This is a genomic window from Pseudaeromonas sp. HNCC25DJ182 (assembly GCF_055413365.1).
In genome coordinates this window covers 1-15,326 of record NZ_JBVAYG010000014.1, presented here as the reverse complement: position 1 = coordinate 15,326, position 15,326 = coordinate 1, and the positions used below count along the sequence as shown (strand labels likewise).

Annotated in this window: 16 protein-coding genes; 7 read left to right on the top strand and 9 right to left on the bottom strand. The window is 60.3% G+C overall.

Features of this window, described 5'->3' with window-relative positions:
* Positions 1–9: 9 nt before the first annotated feature.
* The 5 genes from treR to efeU all read right to left on the bottom strand — a co-directional run bounded on the left by treR (position 10) and on the right by efeU (position 5,469).
* The gene (treR, locus tag ACZYUB_RS11925; RefSeq protein ID WP_463948159.1) at positions 10–963 is read right to left on the bottom strand and encodes a trehalose operon repressor TreR; all 954 of its coding nucleotides are present in this window, start codon (positions 961–963) and stop codon (positions 10–12) included.
* Positions 964–1,161: 198 nt separating this feature from the next.
* Positions 1,162–2,571: an iron uptake transporter deferrochelatase/peroxidase subunit gene (gene efeB, locus ACZYUB_RS11920; protein ID WP_463948158.1), complete on the bottom strand. Its 1,410-nt coding sequence runs from the start codon at positions 2,569–2,571 to the stop codon at positions 1,162–1,164.
* Position 2,572: 1 nt separating this feature from the next.
* Positions 2,573–3,688 carry an iron uptake system protein EfeO gene (efeO, locus tag ACZYUB_RS11915; RefSeq protein WP_463948156.1) on the bottom strand — a complete coding sequence of 372 codons (1,116 nt, stop codon included), beginning with the start codon at positions 3,686–3,688 and terminating at the stop codon, positions 2,573–2,575.
* Positions 3,689–3,778: 90 nt separating this feature from the next.
* A complete protein-coding gene (efeO, locus tag ACZYUB_RS11910) occupies positions 3,779–4,600 on the bottom strand; it encodes an iron uptake system protein EfeO (protein WP_463948154.1) in 822 nt (273 codons plus the stop codon).
* 23 nt (positions 4,601–4,623) lie between these two features.
* A complete protein-coding gene (gene efeU / locus ACZYUB_RS11905; protein ID WP_463948152.1) occupies positions 4,624–5,469 on the bottom strand; it encodes an iron uptake transporter permease EfeU in 846 nt (281 codons plus the stop codon).
* A 230-nt stretch (positions 5,470–5,699) separates the two neighbouring features.
* Between efeU and ACZYUB_RS11900 the strand changes: the two genes are divergently transcribed.
* The 3 genes from ACZYUB_RS11900 to ACZYUB_RS11890 all read left to right on the top strand — a co-directional run bounded on the left by ACZYUB_RS11900 (position 5,700) and on the right by ACZYUB_RS11890 (position 7,573).
* The gene (locus ACZYUB_RS11900) at positions 5,700–6,386 is read left to right on the top strand and encodes an AzlC family ABC transporter permease (RefSeq protein ID WP_463948150.1); all 687 of its coding nucleotides are present in this window, start codon (positions 5,700–5,702) and stop codon (positions 6,384–6,386) included.
* Entirely contained in the window at positions 6,373–6,702 is a 330-nt protein-coding gene (locus tag ACZYUB_RS11895; protein WP_463948148.1) for a branched-chain amino acid transporter permease, read from the top strand. The genes ACZYUB_RS11900 and ACZYUB_RS11895 overlap by 14 nt, the downstream gene beginning before the upstream one ends.
* Before the next feature lie 67 nt (positions 6,703–6,769).
* Complete coding sequence (locus ACZYUB_RS11890) at positions 6,770–7,573, top strand: methyl-accepting chemotaxis protein (RefSeq protein ID WP_463948146.1); 804 nt, start codon at positions 6,770–6,772, stop codon at positions 7,571–7,573.
* A 114-nt stretch (positions 7,574–7,687) separates the two neighbouring features.
* Here the strand turns inward: ACZYUB_RS11890 and ACZYUB_RS11885 are convergent, their stop codons facing one another.
* The 4 genes from ACZYUB_RS11885 to ACZYUB_RS11870 are packed head-to-tail and all read right to left on the bottom strand — an operon-like array spanning position 7,688 to position 11,031.
* On the bottom strand, positions 7,688–9,112 hold the full coding sequence (locus ACZYUB_RS11885) for an aldehyde dehydrogenase family protein (RefSeq protein WP_463948144.1): 1,425 nt from the start codon (positions 9,110–9,112) through the stop codon (positions 7,688–7,690).
* On the bottom strand, positions 9,109–9,255 hold the full coding sequence (locus tag ACZYUB_RS11880) for a hypothetical protein (protein ID WP_463948143.1): 147 nt from the start codon (positions 9,253–9,255) through the stop codon (positions 9,109–9,111). The genes ACZYUB_RS11885 and ACZYUB_RS11880 overlap by 4 nt, the downstream gene beginning before the upstream one ends.
* Positions 9,249–9,527 (bottom strand): nuclear transport factor 2 family protein, encoded by a 279-nt coding sequence (locus ACZYUB_RS11875; RefSeq protein WP_463948141.1) that lies wholly within the window; start codon positions 9,525–9,527, stop codon positions 9,249–9,251. The genes ACZYUB_RS11880 and ACZYUB_RS11875 overlap by 7 nt, the downstream gene beginning before the upstream one ends.
* Before the next feature lie 4 nt (positions 9,528–9,531).
* On the bottom strand, positions 9,532–11,031 hold the full coding sequence (locus tag ACZYUB_RS11870; protein ID WP_463948140.1) for a purine-cytosine permease family protein: 1,500 nt from the start codon (positions 11,029–11,031) through the stop codon (positions 9,532–9,534).
* Positions 11,032–11,247: 216 nt separating this feature from the next.
* Here ACZYUB_RS11870 and ACZYUB_RS11865 point away from each other — a divergent pair, with 216 nt between their 5' ends.
* The 4 genes from ACZYUB_RS11865 to ACZYUB_RS11850 all read left to right on the top strand — a co-directional run bounded on the left by ACZYUB_RS11865 (position 11,248) and on the right by ACZYUB_RS11850 (position 14,914).
* Positions 11,248–12,033 (top strand): helix-turn-helix transcriptional regulator, encoded by a 786-nt coding sequence (locus tag ACZYUB_RS11865; RefSeq protein WP_463948138.1) that lies wholly within the window; start codon positions 11,248–11,250, stop codon positions 12,031–12,033.
* A gap of 71 nt (positions 12,034–12,104) precedes the next feature.
* A complete protein-coding gene (locus ACZYUB_RS11860; protein ID WP_463948136.1) occupies positions 12,105–13,343 on the top strand; it encodes an allantoate amidohydrolase in 1,239 nt (412 codons plus the stop codon).
* Complete coding sequence (locus ACZYUB_RS11855) at positions 13,340–14,248, top strand: dimethylarginine dimethylaminohydrolase family protein (RefSeq protein WP_463948134.1); 909 nt, start codon at positions 13,340–13,342, stop codon at positions 14,246–14,248. The genes ACZYUB_RS11860 and ACZYUB_RS11855 overlap by 4 nt, the downstream gene beginning before the upstream one ends.
* 387 nt (positions 14,249–14,635) lie before the next feature.
* The gene (locus ACZYUB_RS11850; RefSeq protein ID WP_463948132.1) at positions 14,636–14,914 is read left to right on the top strand and encodes a hypothetical protein; all 279 of its coding nucleotides are present in this window, start codon (positions 14,636–14,638) and stop codon (positions 14,912–14,914) included.
* The last annotated feature ends 412 nt before the right edge of the window (positions 14,915–15,326 follow it).

Genomic DNA, 15,326 nt, shown 5'->3' with positions numbered 1-15,326 from the left:
CTCGATTGGTTAGTCGTGAAGCATGCTGGCGGGGGCTATATGTGCTCTGGGTGGCTCAGCCAACTCGATCTGGTTCAACAACTGGCTTGCGGCCAGAGCGCCCGCGCTCTTGTAGCCCAGATCGACCGACAAGACCTGCGGGAAGAGAAAGCGCAGCAGTTCATTGTTGCCGACCCCGGTCAGGCACACATCCTGGCGTCCCTGCTGTTGCAGATATTTGGCGGCACCCAGCGCCAGGGTGTCGGTAGCACAGACCAGGGCTTCGGTCTCCGCGCGAATAAGACGGGATGCGAGCTGAAATCCGCTCTGGTAATCGAGATCACCGACTGCATATTCCGCCGTGAGCTGGTGTTCGTCGCAGAATTGCTGGTAGGCCGCCAGACGGCGCGCCCCTGTGGTGACGTCATCCTGATGGACCCCCAGAAAGGCGATGCGCCTCAGTCCCTGAGTGAACAGGTGCTGCATCATCTGACGGATGGCGCCGGCATCATCGAAGCAGACCGAGGCGAAGCCCGGTTGCTCCCGCGCCACCAGGACCAGTTTGGTCTGCCAGGGAGCGAGAGAGGTCAGATCGAGGCCGCTGAAGGCAAACAGGATGACCCCATCGACCCCACGTCGGGTCAACAACTCCAGATGTTCGGCGGTCAGAGCCGGACTGAACTTGCTCTCCATCAGCATGGCATCGTAGCCACGGGCATAGAGAGTCTCCAGCATGCCCCGTACGGCGCGGTTCTCCGACGCCGAATCCAGCCGGGAGACCAGGATACCGACCAGACGGTTGCTGTTAGTGCGCATCGCCCGGGCGGATTTACTCGGCACGAACCCCTGATCCCGGATGATAGCCTCGACCTTCTCCCGCGTTTCCGGCTTGACCTTGGGATCCTGGTTCAAGACTCGGGAAACCGTGGATTTGCCGACGCCACTGAGACGGGCAATATCGAGAATGGTCAGACGCTTATCCATGAAACAGCCTTGGCACAGAGAGCAGACAGATGGTCGCTATTGTTGGCACAAGACGAAGACATTACAAGCAGGGAGCGTGTTGAACCGATCCCTCCAGTGGCAGGATTGCTAGCCCTCAGGACGTTCCTTACCCAAGGGCATTGCGCAACCCCGCTTTGGGGCGGGGTTGCGGGGGCGGATGATTAGCTGGCCTCTCGCTTAGCTGGCCTCTAGCAGCGCTTGGGCGAAGTAGTGGCCGGGAGCGGGTACCCCGGGCAGGGTGAAGAAGTAGCCGCCGCCAAATGGTTTGATGTACTCCTCCAGCGGTTCGCCATCGAGCTTCTTCTGCACGGCAATGAATCCCTGCTCCAGATTGGCCTGATAGCAGACAAACAGCAGCCCCATATCCAACTGCCCGGAGCCTGTGATGCCCGCGGAGTAGCTGTAGCCGCGGCGCAGGATCAGGTTTTTCTCGCTCTCCGGGGTGCGCGGATTGGCCAGGCGGATATGGGAATCCAGCGGAATGCGCTGGCCTCCGAGATCCGAGCCGTAATCCGGATCCTCATGCTCCCGGGATTTGCCGAGCGGCGCGCCGGTATCCCGGTGGCGGCCGAAGATCGCCTCCTGCTCCTGCAGCGGCGTGCGATCCCAGAATTCGACGCGAAAACGGATCAGTCGTACCGCCTGATAGCTGCCATGGGTGGCCCAGGCTGGCTCCTGATGCGCGGGTTGCACCCAGAGGATCTTGTTCATCAGCGTCTGCTGGCGAGTATCGGGATTGGCTGTGCCATCCTTGAAGCCCAGCAGGTTGATCGGTGTTTCCTGGCCCTGACTGGCGGCGGCATGGGCCGAGATAAAGCCATCGCGTCGCCAGCGGACACTCAGCAGATCCGGGGTGTGCTTGATGATATCGCGCAGGGCGTGCAGCACCGTCTCGCTGCTGTTGGCGCAGATCTGCAGCAACAGATCGCCGTGGCACCATTTGCCATCCAGCGCATCGTTGGGGAATCGCGTCATCTTTTGCAGGTGCCGTGGCTTGAGTCCGGCCAGACCGAAGCGACTATCAAACAGCGAACCACCCACAGAGACCGTGATGGTTAGGTTATCCGGATAGATGTGGTGGCCCATGATCCCGGAATCCAGTGGTGGCAGCTTGTTGTCGACTTGTGGTGTCTCGCCACCCTGCATCAGGAAGGCGCAGCGTTCGGTCAATACTGCAAACAGGCGTTGTAGCGCGACCCGGTCGGCCGCCAGCACGTCGAAGGCGACCAGCATCATGGCCGCTTGTTGCGGGGTAGTGATACCGCTTTGCTGCACGCCATAAAAAGGTTGTCGTTGTTGCTTCGCCTCTTGGGGAAAGATGGCGGCGGCATGAGATGTGGCGTCAGAGGCGGCCTGAACCGGGCGCATGGCCGTCAGTCCACCCAGCGCCAGAGCGCCTCCTGTGGCACCCAGGCCCAGCAGCAGGGCCCGACGCTCCGGTTGACTCGGCGCTGAGCTCGCCGCAGATATGGCCTGCGGGTCATTGCTATTCGGGGTGGCATGGGCGGCAGCCTGGGGATCCGCGTGGGGGTTGCCGCCGGTTTTACCGCGCAGGCTGTGCCACAGGGCACTAAACGGACAGGCCATCTTAGTTCAACCCCAGGGTGCCGCGCAGCTTGGCCAAGGACTCGGCCAGTGCCGTGATGGGGCCTTGCAGGGCGCGTCTATCCTCGGCCGAGAGCTGTTCGTAGGCGGCAAAACCGCTATCGGTGCGGTATTTCTGCAAGATATGAGTCACGGTGAGGAAATTGGCGTCGATGCTGGTCAGCAGGGTGGCATCTACTTGGCTCAGCAACGGGCGCAGCACCTCGACAATCTTCTGCGCCCCCTCCAGGTTGGCCTGGAAATCCCATAAATCGGTGCGGCTATAGCGCTCCTCTTCGCCACTGATCTTGGTGGCCGCAATCTCTTCCATCAGCACGGCCGCACCGCCCACCACCTTGGTGGGGGGGAAGGTCAGGGCAGAAATCCGTTGCCGCAAGGTGCTGGCATCCTGTGCCAGCTTGTCGGCGTAGGCCGCCATGTTGGCGGTACTCTGATCCGCCCACAGCGCCTTTTCCAACCGGTGATAACCACTGAACTCCGGGTCGGCGGCCTGTTGTTCATAGGCATCTTCGCGAGCATCCAGGGCGGCATCCAGATCGGAGAACAGCTCGGCGATCGGTTCAATCCGCTCATAATGCTGGCGCGCCGGAGCATACAGACGCTTGGCCAGGGCGATATCCCCCTGCTTGACGGCTGCCGTGAACTCATGGGTTCTGGCTTCGAACTCGGCCACCTCCATCATGACGTAAAACTTGTACTCGGCGAGCGGCCCGATCAGATCGTTGGCCGTGGCCTCCACCACCTTATTCTGGTCACCGCCCTCGACCGTCAGGGTGCCCCGGGGATTGGTGAGCAGGCCGCAGGTGGTCTGGTAGTTGCCGGGTGCCAGCTCCACCGTCATCTTCTGCATAAAGCCGGGGGCTATGTTTTCCCGCTCCTCCACCACCATGACCCCATCGAGGATCTCCCACTCCAGGGCCCGCATGCTGTCGTTCTTGATGATGAACTGGGTCTTGCCAGCCGGTACGGTCAGGGTCATGGGATTGCACTGCTTGTCGTTGACGCGGATCTGGACTTGCCGGATCTCGTCGGCGCTGACCGCTGGCAGGTGGGCCACCAGCGACAGGGTGAGCAGGGAGAGGGTGACGCGAGATAACATGGTGTTCTCCGAACAGGGAGCACAACCCTGAGGCCGTGCTCCCGAATGAGTGGACGCGGTTCAGCGCGGGCTATGGGCTTGCCAGCGCTATCAATTCAGGGCGAGTACGCCGCGAAACTGGGCCAAATCTTCGGCCAGCGCGGTGATCGGGCCCTTCAGACTATTGCGGTCGCCATCGGTCAGTTTTTCATAGGATTCGAAACCCTCGGCGGTGCGGTATTTGGCCAGCGTGCTATGCACCCGTTGCAGGTTGCCATCCACCTTGGCCAACAGGGCGGCATCCTCTTGCGCCAGCAAGGGCCGCAGCAGATCGACGATCTTCTGTGCGCCATCGATATTGGCCTGGAAATCCCACAGATCGGTCCGGCTGTAGCGATCTTCCTCGCCGCTGATCTTGGTGGCCGCCACTTCTTCAATCAGCACGGCTGCACCGCCCACCACCTTGCTGGGCGGGAATGCCAGACCTGCCAGACGCTTCTCCAGCTCGACGGTGTTCTGCTGTAACTGGTCGGCAAACGGCGTCATACCGGCGGTGCTGTTATCCGCCCACAGCGCTTTTTCCAAGCGATGGAAACCGGTAAAAGCCGGATCCTGAGCGCCCTGTTCGTAGTCATCCTCGCGGGCATCCATGGCGGCATCCAGATCCGAGAACAGTTCGGCAACCGGCTCGATCCGCTCGTAGTGTTGGCGAGCCGGCGCATAGAGCTGCTTGGCGCGGGCGACATCGCCGCTCTTGACGGCGTCGGTGAAGGCCTGGGTGGCGACCACGAACTGCTTGGCTTCGCTCATCACATACATCTTGTATTCGGCAATCGGGCCGACGAGGGCCGCCGGGTCCGGTTTGGCCATGGCAGGTGCCAGCAGGCTGGTGGCCAGCACGCTGGAGAGCAGGATCTGGGTCTGGAATCGCATGGGTAACACTCCCTGTAAACGGATTAAGGTGTTGAGTTCATGACGGCTGATTGGGCCGTACGGGCGCGGGGTTGGATTAAAAACAGTACCAGTGTCGGGATCAGATAGAGCAGATAGACCCCCACCTCACTGACCGAGGGTGACTCCTGATAGCCGAAAACCCCCTCCAGGAAGGTTCCGAGCAGTGAATGGGTCGACAACAAGCCGCTCCAGTCGAAGGCGATGTCCTGGAAATGGTTCCAGAGTCCGGCCTCGTGGAAAGCGCGGATCGCGCCTGCGGCCAGACCGGCTGCGACCAGCAGAATAAACAGTGCGGTCCAGCGGAAAAATTGTGCCAGCGGCAGGCGAACCCCACCCCAGTAGATAGCGATGCCGACCAGAACGGCGGCGAGCAGACCGCTCAGGGCACCCAGCGGAGCGGCGAGGCCGACGTCTTGCTGGAAGGCGGCGAGCAGGAAAAACACCGACTCCAGCCCTTCCCGGGCCACGGCAAAGAACACCATCAACACCAGCATCCAGCCACTCCCGGAGCCGGAATCCAGGGCCTTATCCACGGCGTCCTGCAACTGCCCCTTGAGGGAGCGCGCTGCCTTGCGCATCCAGAACACCATCCAGGTCAGCACCACCACGGCAATCGCGGCGACCAGACCTTCAAACAGCTCCTGCTGCTTTTGCGGGAATTCGCCGCTGGTTTCGTTGATCCACCAACCCAGTCCCAAGCAGAGCAGGCAAGCCAGTACCACGCCGATCCAGACCGAGCTCAGCCATTGACCGCGATTCGTGCGCTGCAGGTAACCGGCGATCAGGCTGACGATCAGCGCAGCCTCGAGTCCTTCCCGGAACATGATCAAAAAGGGGACGAAAAACATGAGTGCACCTAATAGGAATTAATCTCATCTATGGTGAGAGTGATTATCGTTAGATGTATTGCGAATACAAGTTATTTTGCTGACCCGGATGTAGCCGTTCGACATCCAGGGCTCTGCTGTGGAAATCGGCACAGCCTGCTGACTAATTGTCTGGCGAGTGGGGGAATTGCCTTGCACCACACCGATCGATGGCTTAATTTTCGCTTCTTGAGCTGGTTTCATGGACGAAGATGATGCGTTCCTGGCAGGGGATCTTCCCGCTGACGGTCCCGGTGATGATGGGCTATCTGCCCCTGGGTGCCGTGTTCGGTGTGTTATGGGCCAACGCTGGCCTGTGCTGGTATTGGGCGCCGCTGATGAGTGTGCTGGTGTATGCCGGTGCGCTGCAGTATCTGGCGGTGGGGATGCTGGCAGCCGGTACGGGCTGGCTCGATCTGGCCGTGGCTTCGTTGCTGGTCAACTTCCGGCATATTTTTTACGGCTTGTCGCTCTATCACCTGCTACCCGGCCGCGGCCTGGGGCGCGGCTACTTCATCTTCGGCATTACTGACGAAACCTACTCCCTGCTCAGTGCGTCCGGTCAGGTGCAAGATCGGCAACAGGCGCTGCGGGTGGTGTTTCTGAACCAGAGCTACTGGGTGCTGGGCACGCTGGCGGGGGTCTTGCTGGCCAAAGGCTTGCCTCCAGGCCTGCAGGGACTGGATTTTGCCCTGACCGCGCTGTTTACCGTGCTGGCGGTGGAGCAGATCCGCGCCAAACGGGATTGGGGGGCCGCGCTGATAGGGCTTATGGCCGCCTTGGTGGCGGGATGGTTCTTCCCGCACTATTTCCTGCTCGCCGCATCCTTGATGCTGGTTGCGGTGTTACTGGCCTGGCCGTTGCCTGGCACAGGGGAGGTGACTCATGACCACGACTGATTATCTGCTGGCGGCCCTCATCATGGGCGGAGTGACCTTCGCCCTGCGGGCCTTTCCCTTCGTTGCCCGTCACTGGATTGCCCATCATCCCCGCATCCAGGTGTTGGGTCAGCGCTTGCCGGTGGCCATGATGCTGTTGCTAACCCTGTATGCCATGGGCGTCCAGCAGTGGCACTCACTGGCCCAGGGCAAGGCCCAAATCGCCGCCGTGCTGTTGGTCGCCGTGCTGCAACTCTGGCGGCGGCAGGCCATGCTCAGCATCCTGAGCGGTACTTTTCTGTACCTGGCGCTGATGAACGGCTGGCTCGGCAGCTAATTTTATCGCCAAAGGAAATCACCAGTCAGGAAGCCATGACCCTGATCGATGCCGATGTCGGCGGACGATGAGAGTCATTGGGTTATTGCGCATCTTCTGGCTGTTTATGCTGTGGCGGCTGCAAGACCATGCTGCTCTCGAGCCATTGAGGGCGGAAGTGGCGACCGCGATGCACGAGATGTCGGCGACGGCGCAGAATGCCGCGTCGGCCGCCCAGGCGGCAGATCAGGCGGACCATACCGCGCATGAAGGTGAGCAGGTGATGCAGGACACCATAGGCGGCATTGCCCAGATGGGTAAAGAAATTGACAACACTGCCGGCGTTATCAAACAACAGGATGAAGATAGCCGCCGCATCAGTACCGTACTGGAGGTGATCCGTTCCATCGCCGAACAGACCAACCTGCTGGCCTTGAATGCGGCGATTGAAGCGGCGCGGGCCGGTGAGCAGGGACGCGGCTTTGCCGTGGTCGCGGACGAGGTGCGTACCCTGGGCAAACGCACATCGGACTCTACGGCGGAGATCAACCAGATCATCGCCAAGGTACAGCGCGGGACCCAGGATGCGGTGCTGGCCATTGGCAGCAGCCAGCAACTCAGCCAGCAGAGTATCGAACAGGTGACGGTCGCCGGTCGCAAGTTGCAGAGCATCACGAGCTCCATCAGCCAGATCCACGGCATGAACCAGCAAATCGCCACTGCCGCCGAGGAGCAGACCCTGGTGGTGGAAGATATCGCTCGCAACCTGGTGGATATCAAAACCATCGCCACCGAGAACGAAGAGAACTCCCACCGCACCCAGGGGGCCAGCGATCAACTGCATCAAACGGCTGTCGACCTCAACCGTGCCATGCAAAAGCTGATGGCCTAAAGCCAAAACCGGTGCTTGCTTTTCCCATCTGGGGGTGGATACACCAGCCCCCAGATGGGGCTTGGCACCGGTTGTCACACACGATACGCGTCGGATAGTTTGCCGCTGGATTGGTTATGTACTCGAGCTGGCACTCACCAGCAGGTGTTTGAGTTCGCTAAAAGCCTCAAGTCCCCAGGGGCCCAACTCGCGGCCCAGACTGCTTTGCTTGTAGCCGCCCCAGGCGGCCTGAGGAAATATCAGCTGAGGCGTGTTGATCCAGACGGTGCCTGCTTGCAGTTGATCCGCCAGTACCCGGGCGGCCGTCAAATCCCGGCTCACCAGAGTTGCCACTAGCCCATAGAGGCTATCATTCGCCAACTGGATAGCTTCCTCGTCGCTCTCAAAGGGCATGGCGCACAGAACGGGTCCGAAGATCTCTTCTTGCCACAACACATTGTTCTGACTTACTCCCTCCACCAGCGTCAGAGGAAAGCCGAACCCCGCCGGATGTTGAGACGTCTGATGCAGCCGCAGATCAGGGCTCTGCGCCAGCCCTTGTTTGAGCAGCGCCTCAACCCGCTGATGCTGGCCTGCGCTGATCAAGGGGCCGGTCTGATAGGTCGCCATATTCTCCCGGATCCGGGCCAGCAGCGGCGCGTAGCACTGCTGGTGTACCAGTAGGCGGGATGTAGCCGAGCACATTTGGCCGGCGTTGAAGAAGGCGCCATCGCAGGCCAGCTGGGCGGCCAGCTCCAGATCTGCATCGGCTCGCACTATCAGGGCTGACTTGCCGCCCAGCTCCAGGCTGACCCGCTGGATGCGCTCGGCAGCGCCTTGCAAGATCTGCTGACCCACGGCCCGGCTGCCGGTAAAGGAGATCTTGTCGATGCCTGGGTGCGCGCACAGCCAGCGTCCGACCTGGGCGCCGCCGGGCAGTAGATTCACCACCCCCTTGGGCAGCCCCGACTCCTGCAGTAGCTCCAGCAGGGCAATTTCGGCCATGGGCGTCAACTCGGAGGGTTTGAGTACGAGTGTGCAGCCGGCGGCCAGGGCGGGCGCCAGTTTCCAGGCACTGGTGACCATAGGGAAGTTCCAGGGGGTAATGAGTCCCGCCACCCCCACGGGTTCGCGCTGATACTCGACTCCGACGCCGGACAGGGGTACTGCGACCGGGGAACGGGCGGGGAGCTGTCGGCACAGCTCGGCGTAATAGTCGAAAGTCGCTACCACATCCGCCACATCCATGCGTGCCTCGTGCTCCGGCTTGCCGCTGTAGCGCTGCTGCAGGGCGCAGAGCCGCTCGCCATGCCGCTCGACCATAGCGGCGATGCGGGCCAGCCACTCACCACGCCCGGCATAGCCCAGGGCGCGCCATCCTCTCAGAGCCTGACGAGCAGCAGCCACCGCCTGATCCAGCTGGGCGGATGAGGCGGCTTGCAGGCGGCCATGGGGCTGGCGACTCAGGGGATCCACCAGCAGCCATGACTCACCATGGCCCTGTTGCCACTGACCATCGATCAGCACCCCAACCGTGGGGGTCTGTTGCCAGGTACTCATAGTGTCCCCAGCGGGCTCAGGTGCTCATGGATACAGAGCCAGCGGCCATCCTGTTGTTGTTGGAAGATGATGGACTCCCGCTCCAGCAGGGTCAGTTCGCCCTCCAGGCTCCGCAATCGGGTGCGGACCTGATGGCTCAGCACGGCGCAATCGCCATAGTAGCTGAGTTGGGGGCCAGGGATGTGCAACCCAGCACCTGAAAGCCGGTCTCCAGCTCCCATTGGTGCCAGCGCTGGCGGTAGGCAGCCTTGCTCAGCACCTCGTCGGGTACCGTGTGGAAGACAAAGCGCGCGTCGGGATGAAAGCAGGCAAAGTAGCCTTCGGTATCGTGACGGGCAAAGCAATCGATCAGATGGTCAATGGTCTGCTGCAGCGACGGGGCTGCGGTGACACAGAGTCGGAGCGAAGGGGTCATGGCATTACTCCGCTATAGGGTCGAGAGTGACGGCGAACTCAGCCTGGGTCACCGGCTTGGCATCTGGGCCAAACACGGCGGATGGCTCCGGGCTGAGCTTGAGTAACAAGGGGTAGAGCAGCGCCGGCAGCAGCAGGGCGACCAGCAGGGAGATATCCAGGCCGCCAGCCAGCCCACCCCAAGGGCCGACAAACTGTCCCGGGATATTGACCGTTAGCAGAGCCACCAGGGCGGAAGGGATCCAGGCCAGCATGCCCCGCAGGTTCCAGCCGTTGTAGAACCAGTAGATACCGCCTTCCTGACCCCGATTGAAACGCTGCAGATCGTCCTGGCTGTAAAAACCGCGGCGGTGCAGGTAGCCCAGGGTCATCACCACCATCCAGGGGATGGTCGTGACGATGATCAGGGTCACCAGTGTGGTCACCGAAGCCACCAGATCGAAGGCAAAGCGTCCCAGGAAGATGATCAGGATGGAGAATACGCCGATCAGGACCGTGGCCTGGGCCCGAGTGAGCCGAGGGAATACGCTGGAGAAATCCAGACCCGTCCCATACAGGGCGGTAGTGCCGGTGGACAAGCCGCCGATCACCGCGAGCAGCATCAGCAGCGGGAAGAACCACAGGGGCGAAATGGCCAGCAGGCCGCCGACGTAGTTGGCACTCGCCACATACTCGGGGGCGTATTGGCTGATGGCCACCATGGTGACCAGACCGAACAGGAAGGGCAGCAGGGTGCAGAGTTGGGCGATCAGCGAGGCCAGCATGATTTTGCCCTTGCTGGTCTGCCGGGGCAGGTAGCGGCTCCAGTCGCCCAGAAAGGCGCCAAAGGAGATGGGATTGGACATGACGATCAGGGTGGCACCGATAAATAAGGGCCAGAACCCGGGCGAACCGCTGGTCATGCCCGCGCCGGCGAAGGCGGGGTCAAACTTGTCGGCATAGGCGACAAAGCCAACCAGGAACACCACGGAAGCCAGCACCACCGCCACCTTGTTCACCAGTAGCATGAACTGGAAGCCGTAGATACAGACCGCTAGCACTATAAGGGCGAACAGGCCGTAGGCCAGGGCGAACAGCCAGGGGCTCTCGGTCAGGCCGAAGATGCGGCAGAAGGCCCCCACCAGGGCATCCCCGGCGGACCAGATGCTCAAGGAGAAGAAGCAGATGGCAGTGAGCAGGCTGAGGAAGGAGCCGACAATCCGCCCCACCACCCCGAAGTGGGCACCGGAGGAGACGGCATTGTTGGTGCCCGTGGTGGGGCCGAATATACCCATGGGGCAGAGGATCAGGGCACCGACCACTATGCCCAGCAGCGTGGCCAGCAGCGCCTGCTGGAACGAGAGACCAAACAGGATGGGAAAGGCGCCCAGCATGGCCGAGGCCAGGGTGTTGGCGCCACCCCACTGCAGACGGATGAAATCCAGTACGGAGGCGTTGCGCTCCGCATCCGGTATGGGTTCGATGCCAAACGGCTCGACTTGCATGACATGGTGTGAGGTGGTCATAGGCGTATCCCTGTCCTGGCGGTTCACATTGTGTTGACGAGAGGACTCCATCATAGGCCTCCACACCAGCCCGCCAATCACCCTGTTGAGTTAGATGGGGTTTCTTTGAGGCTAATGCATTGAAATAAAATGACTATTTATTGATCGCCCACCCTTTGGGACCCTATGTTAGGATGTTTTTTCTCTGAATGTCTTCTTGGCGACAGGACCTTTCCCATGGCGACAGCGCGCGATATGAATGAACAGAACCTGATCCACGGTGCTGCAGATCTGATCTTGGCCATCGACCATCCGCTGTTTTTCGACAAGCTCATCTACCTGCTGCGGCTGGCGGGCAGCTACGACGATTATGTCATCCTGGCCTACCACCCTACGGCGCGCCCCGTGGTGCTGGGTTCCTCCCTGGCCAGCGACGAGTTGGCGGCCTGGGATCGCTATCTGCAGGGTGCCTATCTGTTGAGCCCTTTTTACGACTACGCCATGCAGGGTGGCAAAGGGGTGGTCAGTCTGGCGGACATTGCCCCGGATGACTTCTACCAGAGCGCTTACTACGACGACTATTTCCGCTACTCGGGCCTGATGGATGAGGTGTGCCTGGTGATCCAGACCGATCACCAGCTCTGTTATCTGCTCTCCCTGGGCCGCACCCAGACACTCTCACGCTTCAACCGCCGGGTGCTGGATCGTCTCAAGGCCTTCTACCCGCTGATCTGCGCTGCGGTACAGATGCACGACAAACAGCACGGCCTGGCGGATTCGGGCTCCCATGTGCCGGTCAAGCAGGCCATTCTCAACTTTGGTGAAGACCGGCTCACTCCGCGGGAAAAAGAGGTGCTGCAGTTGCTCATTCGCGGTTACTCCAGCAAGGAGTCAGCCAACAAGCTGGCCATGGCTTATGAGACCGAGCGGGTGCACCGCAAGAATATCTACAGCAAGCTGGAGGTGAACTCGCAAAAGGAGTTGCTGGGCAAGCTGTTTGACCAGGTGCTCCATCCCGGCTAACCCGACTGAGGGATACCCGCGCACCCTGTGGCTCGCTAGATTGATCTCAAGTTTCCATTCACGAGATCAAGATGGCTATACCACACACCAACAGCGCCCGACTGCAGGAGAGACTGCAGACCATGGCCGAGTTCGGTGCCCTGCCGAATGGCGGCTGTAACCGCCAGGCTCTCACCGCCGAGGACGCCGCCGGGCGCGACTGCTTCGTAGCCTGGTGTCAGGCCCTGGGTGGCCAGCCGCGCCGGGACAGCATGGGCAACCTGTTTGTCCGCTTTGTGGGCCGCGAGCCGGAACTGCTGCCGCTGCTGCTCGGCTCTCATCTGGATACCCAGCCCACCGGTGGCCGTTACGATGGTGTCTACGGTGTGCTGGCCGCCCTGGAGGTGATGCACTCCTTGCAAGAGGCCGGGCATCGTCTTCGCCGTACCGTGGAACTGGCAGTCTGGACCAATGAGGAGGGGGCACGCTTTGCCCCGGCCATGATGGGCTCAGGGGTATTTGCCGGTGTATTCGAGCAGACCGAGCTCTACCAGCACTCTGACCGGGAGGGCATCAGCCTGCTGGAGGCCTTGCAGCATAGTGGGCAGTTGGGCCGCGACCCCTGCGCCCCGTTTGCCTTCCATGCCGCCCTTGAGCTGCACATCGAGCAGGGCCCGGTGCTGGAGCAGAGCGGTCTGCCCATCGGCGTGGTCAGCGGTGTACAGGGCATGCAGTGGTACGAGGTCACCATCAGCGGTCAGTCGGTGCATGCCGGCCCCACGCCCATGGCGATGCGGACCGATCCGGTGCAAGCTCTGATGCAGTTGCTGTCCCGGCTCTATGGTCTGGTAGCCGAGTCTGGTGAAGAGGCCCGCCTCACGGTCGGCTCCATCAGTACCTCGACCCATGCCACCAATACAGTACCGGCCCAGGTGCGTTTTACCCTGGACGTGCGCCATCCCCGGCAGGCGGTGCTGGAGTCCCTGGCCGCCCGCATCGAAGATCTCTGCACCCTGAGCCAGGGCGCCCTGCAGATCACCATTCACTCGCTGTGGCGTTCGCCCGCGGTGGCCTTCGATGAACAATGCCAGGCCGCCATTCGCCAGGCCTGCGACACCCTGGGTCTAGCCCAGCGCACCCTGGTGTCCGGGGCCGGCCACGATTCTGTTTATCTCACCCGCCTCGGCCCCACCGGCATGATCTTCATTCCCTGTCGGGACGGGCTCTCCCATAACGAGCGGGAGTACGCCACGCCGCAGCAGCTGCAACAAGGCGCCGACGTATTGCTGCACACCCTGCTGACTCTGGATCAAGAAGGACACCTCTCATGACTTCACCCTGGAAACACCGCCAAGAGGGCGGACACACCCCCCCATTGAGCCAATGGGGCATGGCCAGCGAAACCGATATCCTCGAATCCGTGCTGGTCGGGCCCATCGACCACTATAGCTGGAAGGATGGCAACGCCACTTCCCGCCGCCATCTGGCCAATGGCACCCCCTTTGATGCAGCCATCGCCCGGCAGCAGTATGGCGAGATGCTCGATGCCTACCGCCAGGCCGACGTGGAGGTGCAATTCCTCACCCCCCGTCCCGAACAACCCTATGCCGTTTTCGCCCGGGACTCCTCCGTGATGACCCCTTGGGGACCCATCATTTGCCAGATGTATAGCCCCTGGCGGCGCAGCGAATGGTTGACGGTGCTGGAGTTCTACCAGCAGGCCCAGATCCCTGTGTATGACGTGGTGACTGCCGGCACCTTCGAGGGCGGTGATTTCATGTTGATCGAGCCGGGTGTGGCCCTGTGCGGTTACTCCGGCGAGCGCACCAGCCCGGCAGGCATAGCCCAGGTGAAGGGGTGGTTTGAACAGGAGGGCTGGGAGTTCCATACCGTGCCTTTCGACCCCCATTTCCTGCATCTGGACGTGCAGTGCATCATGGTGGCGGAGAAGCTGGCCGCCGTCTGTACCGCCGTGGTTCCGGACAGCCTGCTGACTTGGCTGCGGCATAAGGGCATCGAGATCCTGGATGTGCCCTACAAGGATGCCATGGAGTTGGGTTGCAACATCATGGCCCTGGGCCGTGAGCGGGTGCTGCTGCCCAAGGATAGCCTGGCGCTCAAGCAGCAGTGCCTGGCCCGGGGCCTGACGGTGCTGGATCCGGACATCGGCATGATCACCAAGGGCGGTGGCGGCGTGCACTGCATGAGCCAGCCCCTGAAACGGCGCAGCCGCTGACGGGCACCCGGCCGGGCTTCAGGCCCGGCCAGTCCCTGCGCGTCTTGCCCCTGTTGTATGGTCGACAGAACATCACCCTATTGGTCATGTTTTGTCGACCTCTCTTTTGTTGCTTCCGAGATGAAGGGATACCACAGCGATTGTCGATGCGGAATCACTCCGTGCGTGCGCAATTATTTAATTGCCGAATGATGGATTATTTATTGCTCAATAATCAGGAAGCTAATAGTGAATAAATATAAAACCCGATATATAGATTCGGATTATTTTTCATTGCCGATCGTTTATTATGCAATTATTTTAAAACAGTCGACTTGTTATCTTGTGAAATATTAATGTCATACAGTTTTATTATGGTGCCTGGGTCATCAATCACGGAGTCTTGATATGAAGGGTTTTCTGTCTTTAAGTATTCTGATGCTGGGTCTGTCGGCTTTTTCTGCTCATGGCAGTGAGCATAATTTACCTGGATTTGTCACTGAAATAGAAGATGGCCGCCTATGGGTATTCAAGGAGTCTTCCCCCGAATATGAGGCATTCAAGCAACAGGGTGAACCGATTAAACAGTTCGTCAGTGTCGGTACAGGGCCGAATGGCATGACCATTAAGGCGGCCGATCAAGCGGTACTGGATGCTTATCATGCGGCTCTGGATCAGAAGAACTGAGCCAGCATGCAATAATAAAGGCTCACGATGAGCCTTTATTATTTTTGGATGATATATCGCTTTATATATGAATTGCAGGGCCAATATTTTATATTAACGCTAAGGCTTATTTTTGTTTTAATTGAATCAATATCGCCAGTCCGTTTCTGGTAAAACCATACTGCAAGGTATTGACATAAACCGCTCATGTAATTATTTAAAATTGATTGTGGAACCTGAATCCAACGCCCGGATGGAGAAGCGCGGATCGTGATTCCATAACGGTTATCATGTCTTGGCGCTGCGAGGCCGCATGTCCTAGTCCGCATTGGGGAAATGAATACGCATCGCTGGACACTAATGCGGTGCCGAGTAGGATGTACTTGCAATCACTACTGCTCAATAGGCGAAATAATAAAGCCCCTGTAAGAGG

What these genes read in the sequence shown, in the direction of transcription:
- treR (WP_463948159.1), bottom strand. Translation starts at nt 963, where the DNA reads ATGGATAAGCGTCTGACCATTCTCGATATTGCCCGTCTCAGTGGCGTC.
- efeB (WP_463948158.1), bottom strand. Translation starts at nt 2,571, where the DNA reads ATGGCCTGTCCGTTTAGTGCCCTGTGGCACAGCCTGCGCGGTAAAACC.
- efeO (WP_463948156.1), bottom strand. Translation starts at nt 3,688, where the DNA reads ATGTTATCTCGCGTCACCCTCTCCCTGCTCACCCTGTCGCTGGTGGCC.
- efeO (WP_463948154.1), bottom strand. Translation starts at nt 4,600, where the DNA reads ATGCGATTCCAGACCCAGATCCTGCTCTCCAGCGTGCTGGCCACCAGC.
- efeU (WP_463948152.1), bottom strand. Translation starts at nt 5,469, where the DNA reads ATGTTTTTCGTCCCCTTTTTGATCATGTTCCGGGAAGGACTCGAGGCT.
- ACZYUB_RS11900 (WP_463948150.1), top strand. Translation starts at nt 5,700, where the DNA reads ATGATGCGTTCCTGGCAGGGGATCTTCCCGCTGACGGTCCCGGTGATG.
- ACZYUB_RS11895 (WP_463948148.1), top strand. Translation starts at nt 6,373, where the DNA reads ATGACCACGACTGATTATCTGCTGGCGGCCCTCATCATGGGCGGAGTG.
- ACZYUB_RS11890 (WP_463948146.1), top strand. Translation starts at nt 6,770, where the DNA reads ATGAGAGTCATTGGGTTATTGCGCATCTTCTGGCTGTTTATGCTGTGG.
- ACZYUB_RS11885 (WP_463948144.1), bottom strand. Translation starts at nt 9,112, where the DNA reads ATGAGTACCTGGCAACAGACCCCCACGGTTGGGGTGCTGATCGATGGT.
- ACZYUB_RS11875 (WP_463948141.1), bottom strand. Translation starts at nt 9,527, where the DNA reads ATGACCCCTTCGCTCCGACTCTGTGTCACCGCAGCCCCGTCGCTGCAG.
- ACZYUB_RS11870 (WP_463948140.1), bottom strand. Translation starts at nt 11,031, where the DNA reads ATGACCACCTCACACCATGTCATGCAAGTCGAGCCGTTTGGCATCGAA.
- ACZYUB_RS11865 (WP_463948138.1), top strand. Translation starts at nt 11,248, where the DNA reads ATGGCGACAGCGCGCGATATGAATGAACAGAACCTGATCCACGGTGCT.
- ACZYUB_RS11860 (WP_463948136.1), top strand. Translation starts at nt 12,105, where the DNA reads ATGGCTATACCACACACCAACAGCGCCCGACTGCAGGAGAGACTGCAG.
- ACZYUB_RS11855 (WP_463948134.1), top strand. Translation starts at nt 13,340, where the DNA reads ATGACTTCACCCTGGAAACACCGCCAAGAGGGCGGACACACCCCCCCA.
- ACZYUB_RS11850 (WP_463948132.1), top strand. Translation starts at nt 14,636, where the DNA reads ATGAAGGGTTTTCTGTCTTTAAGTATTCTGATGCTGGGTCTGTCGGCT.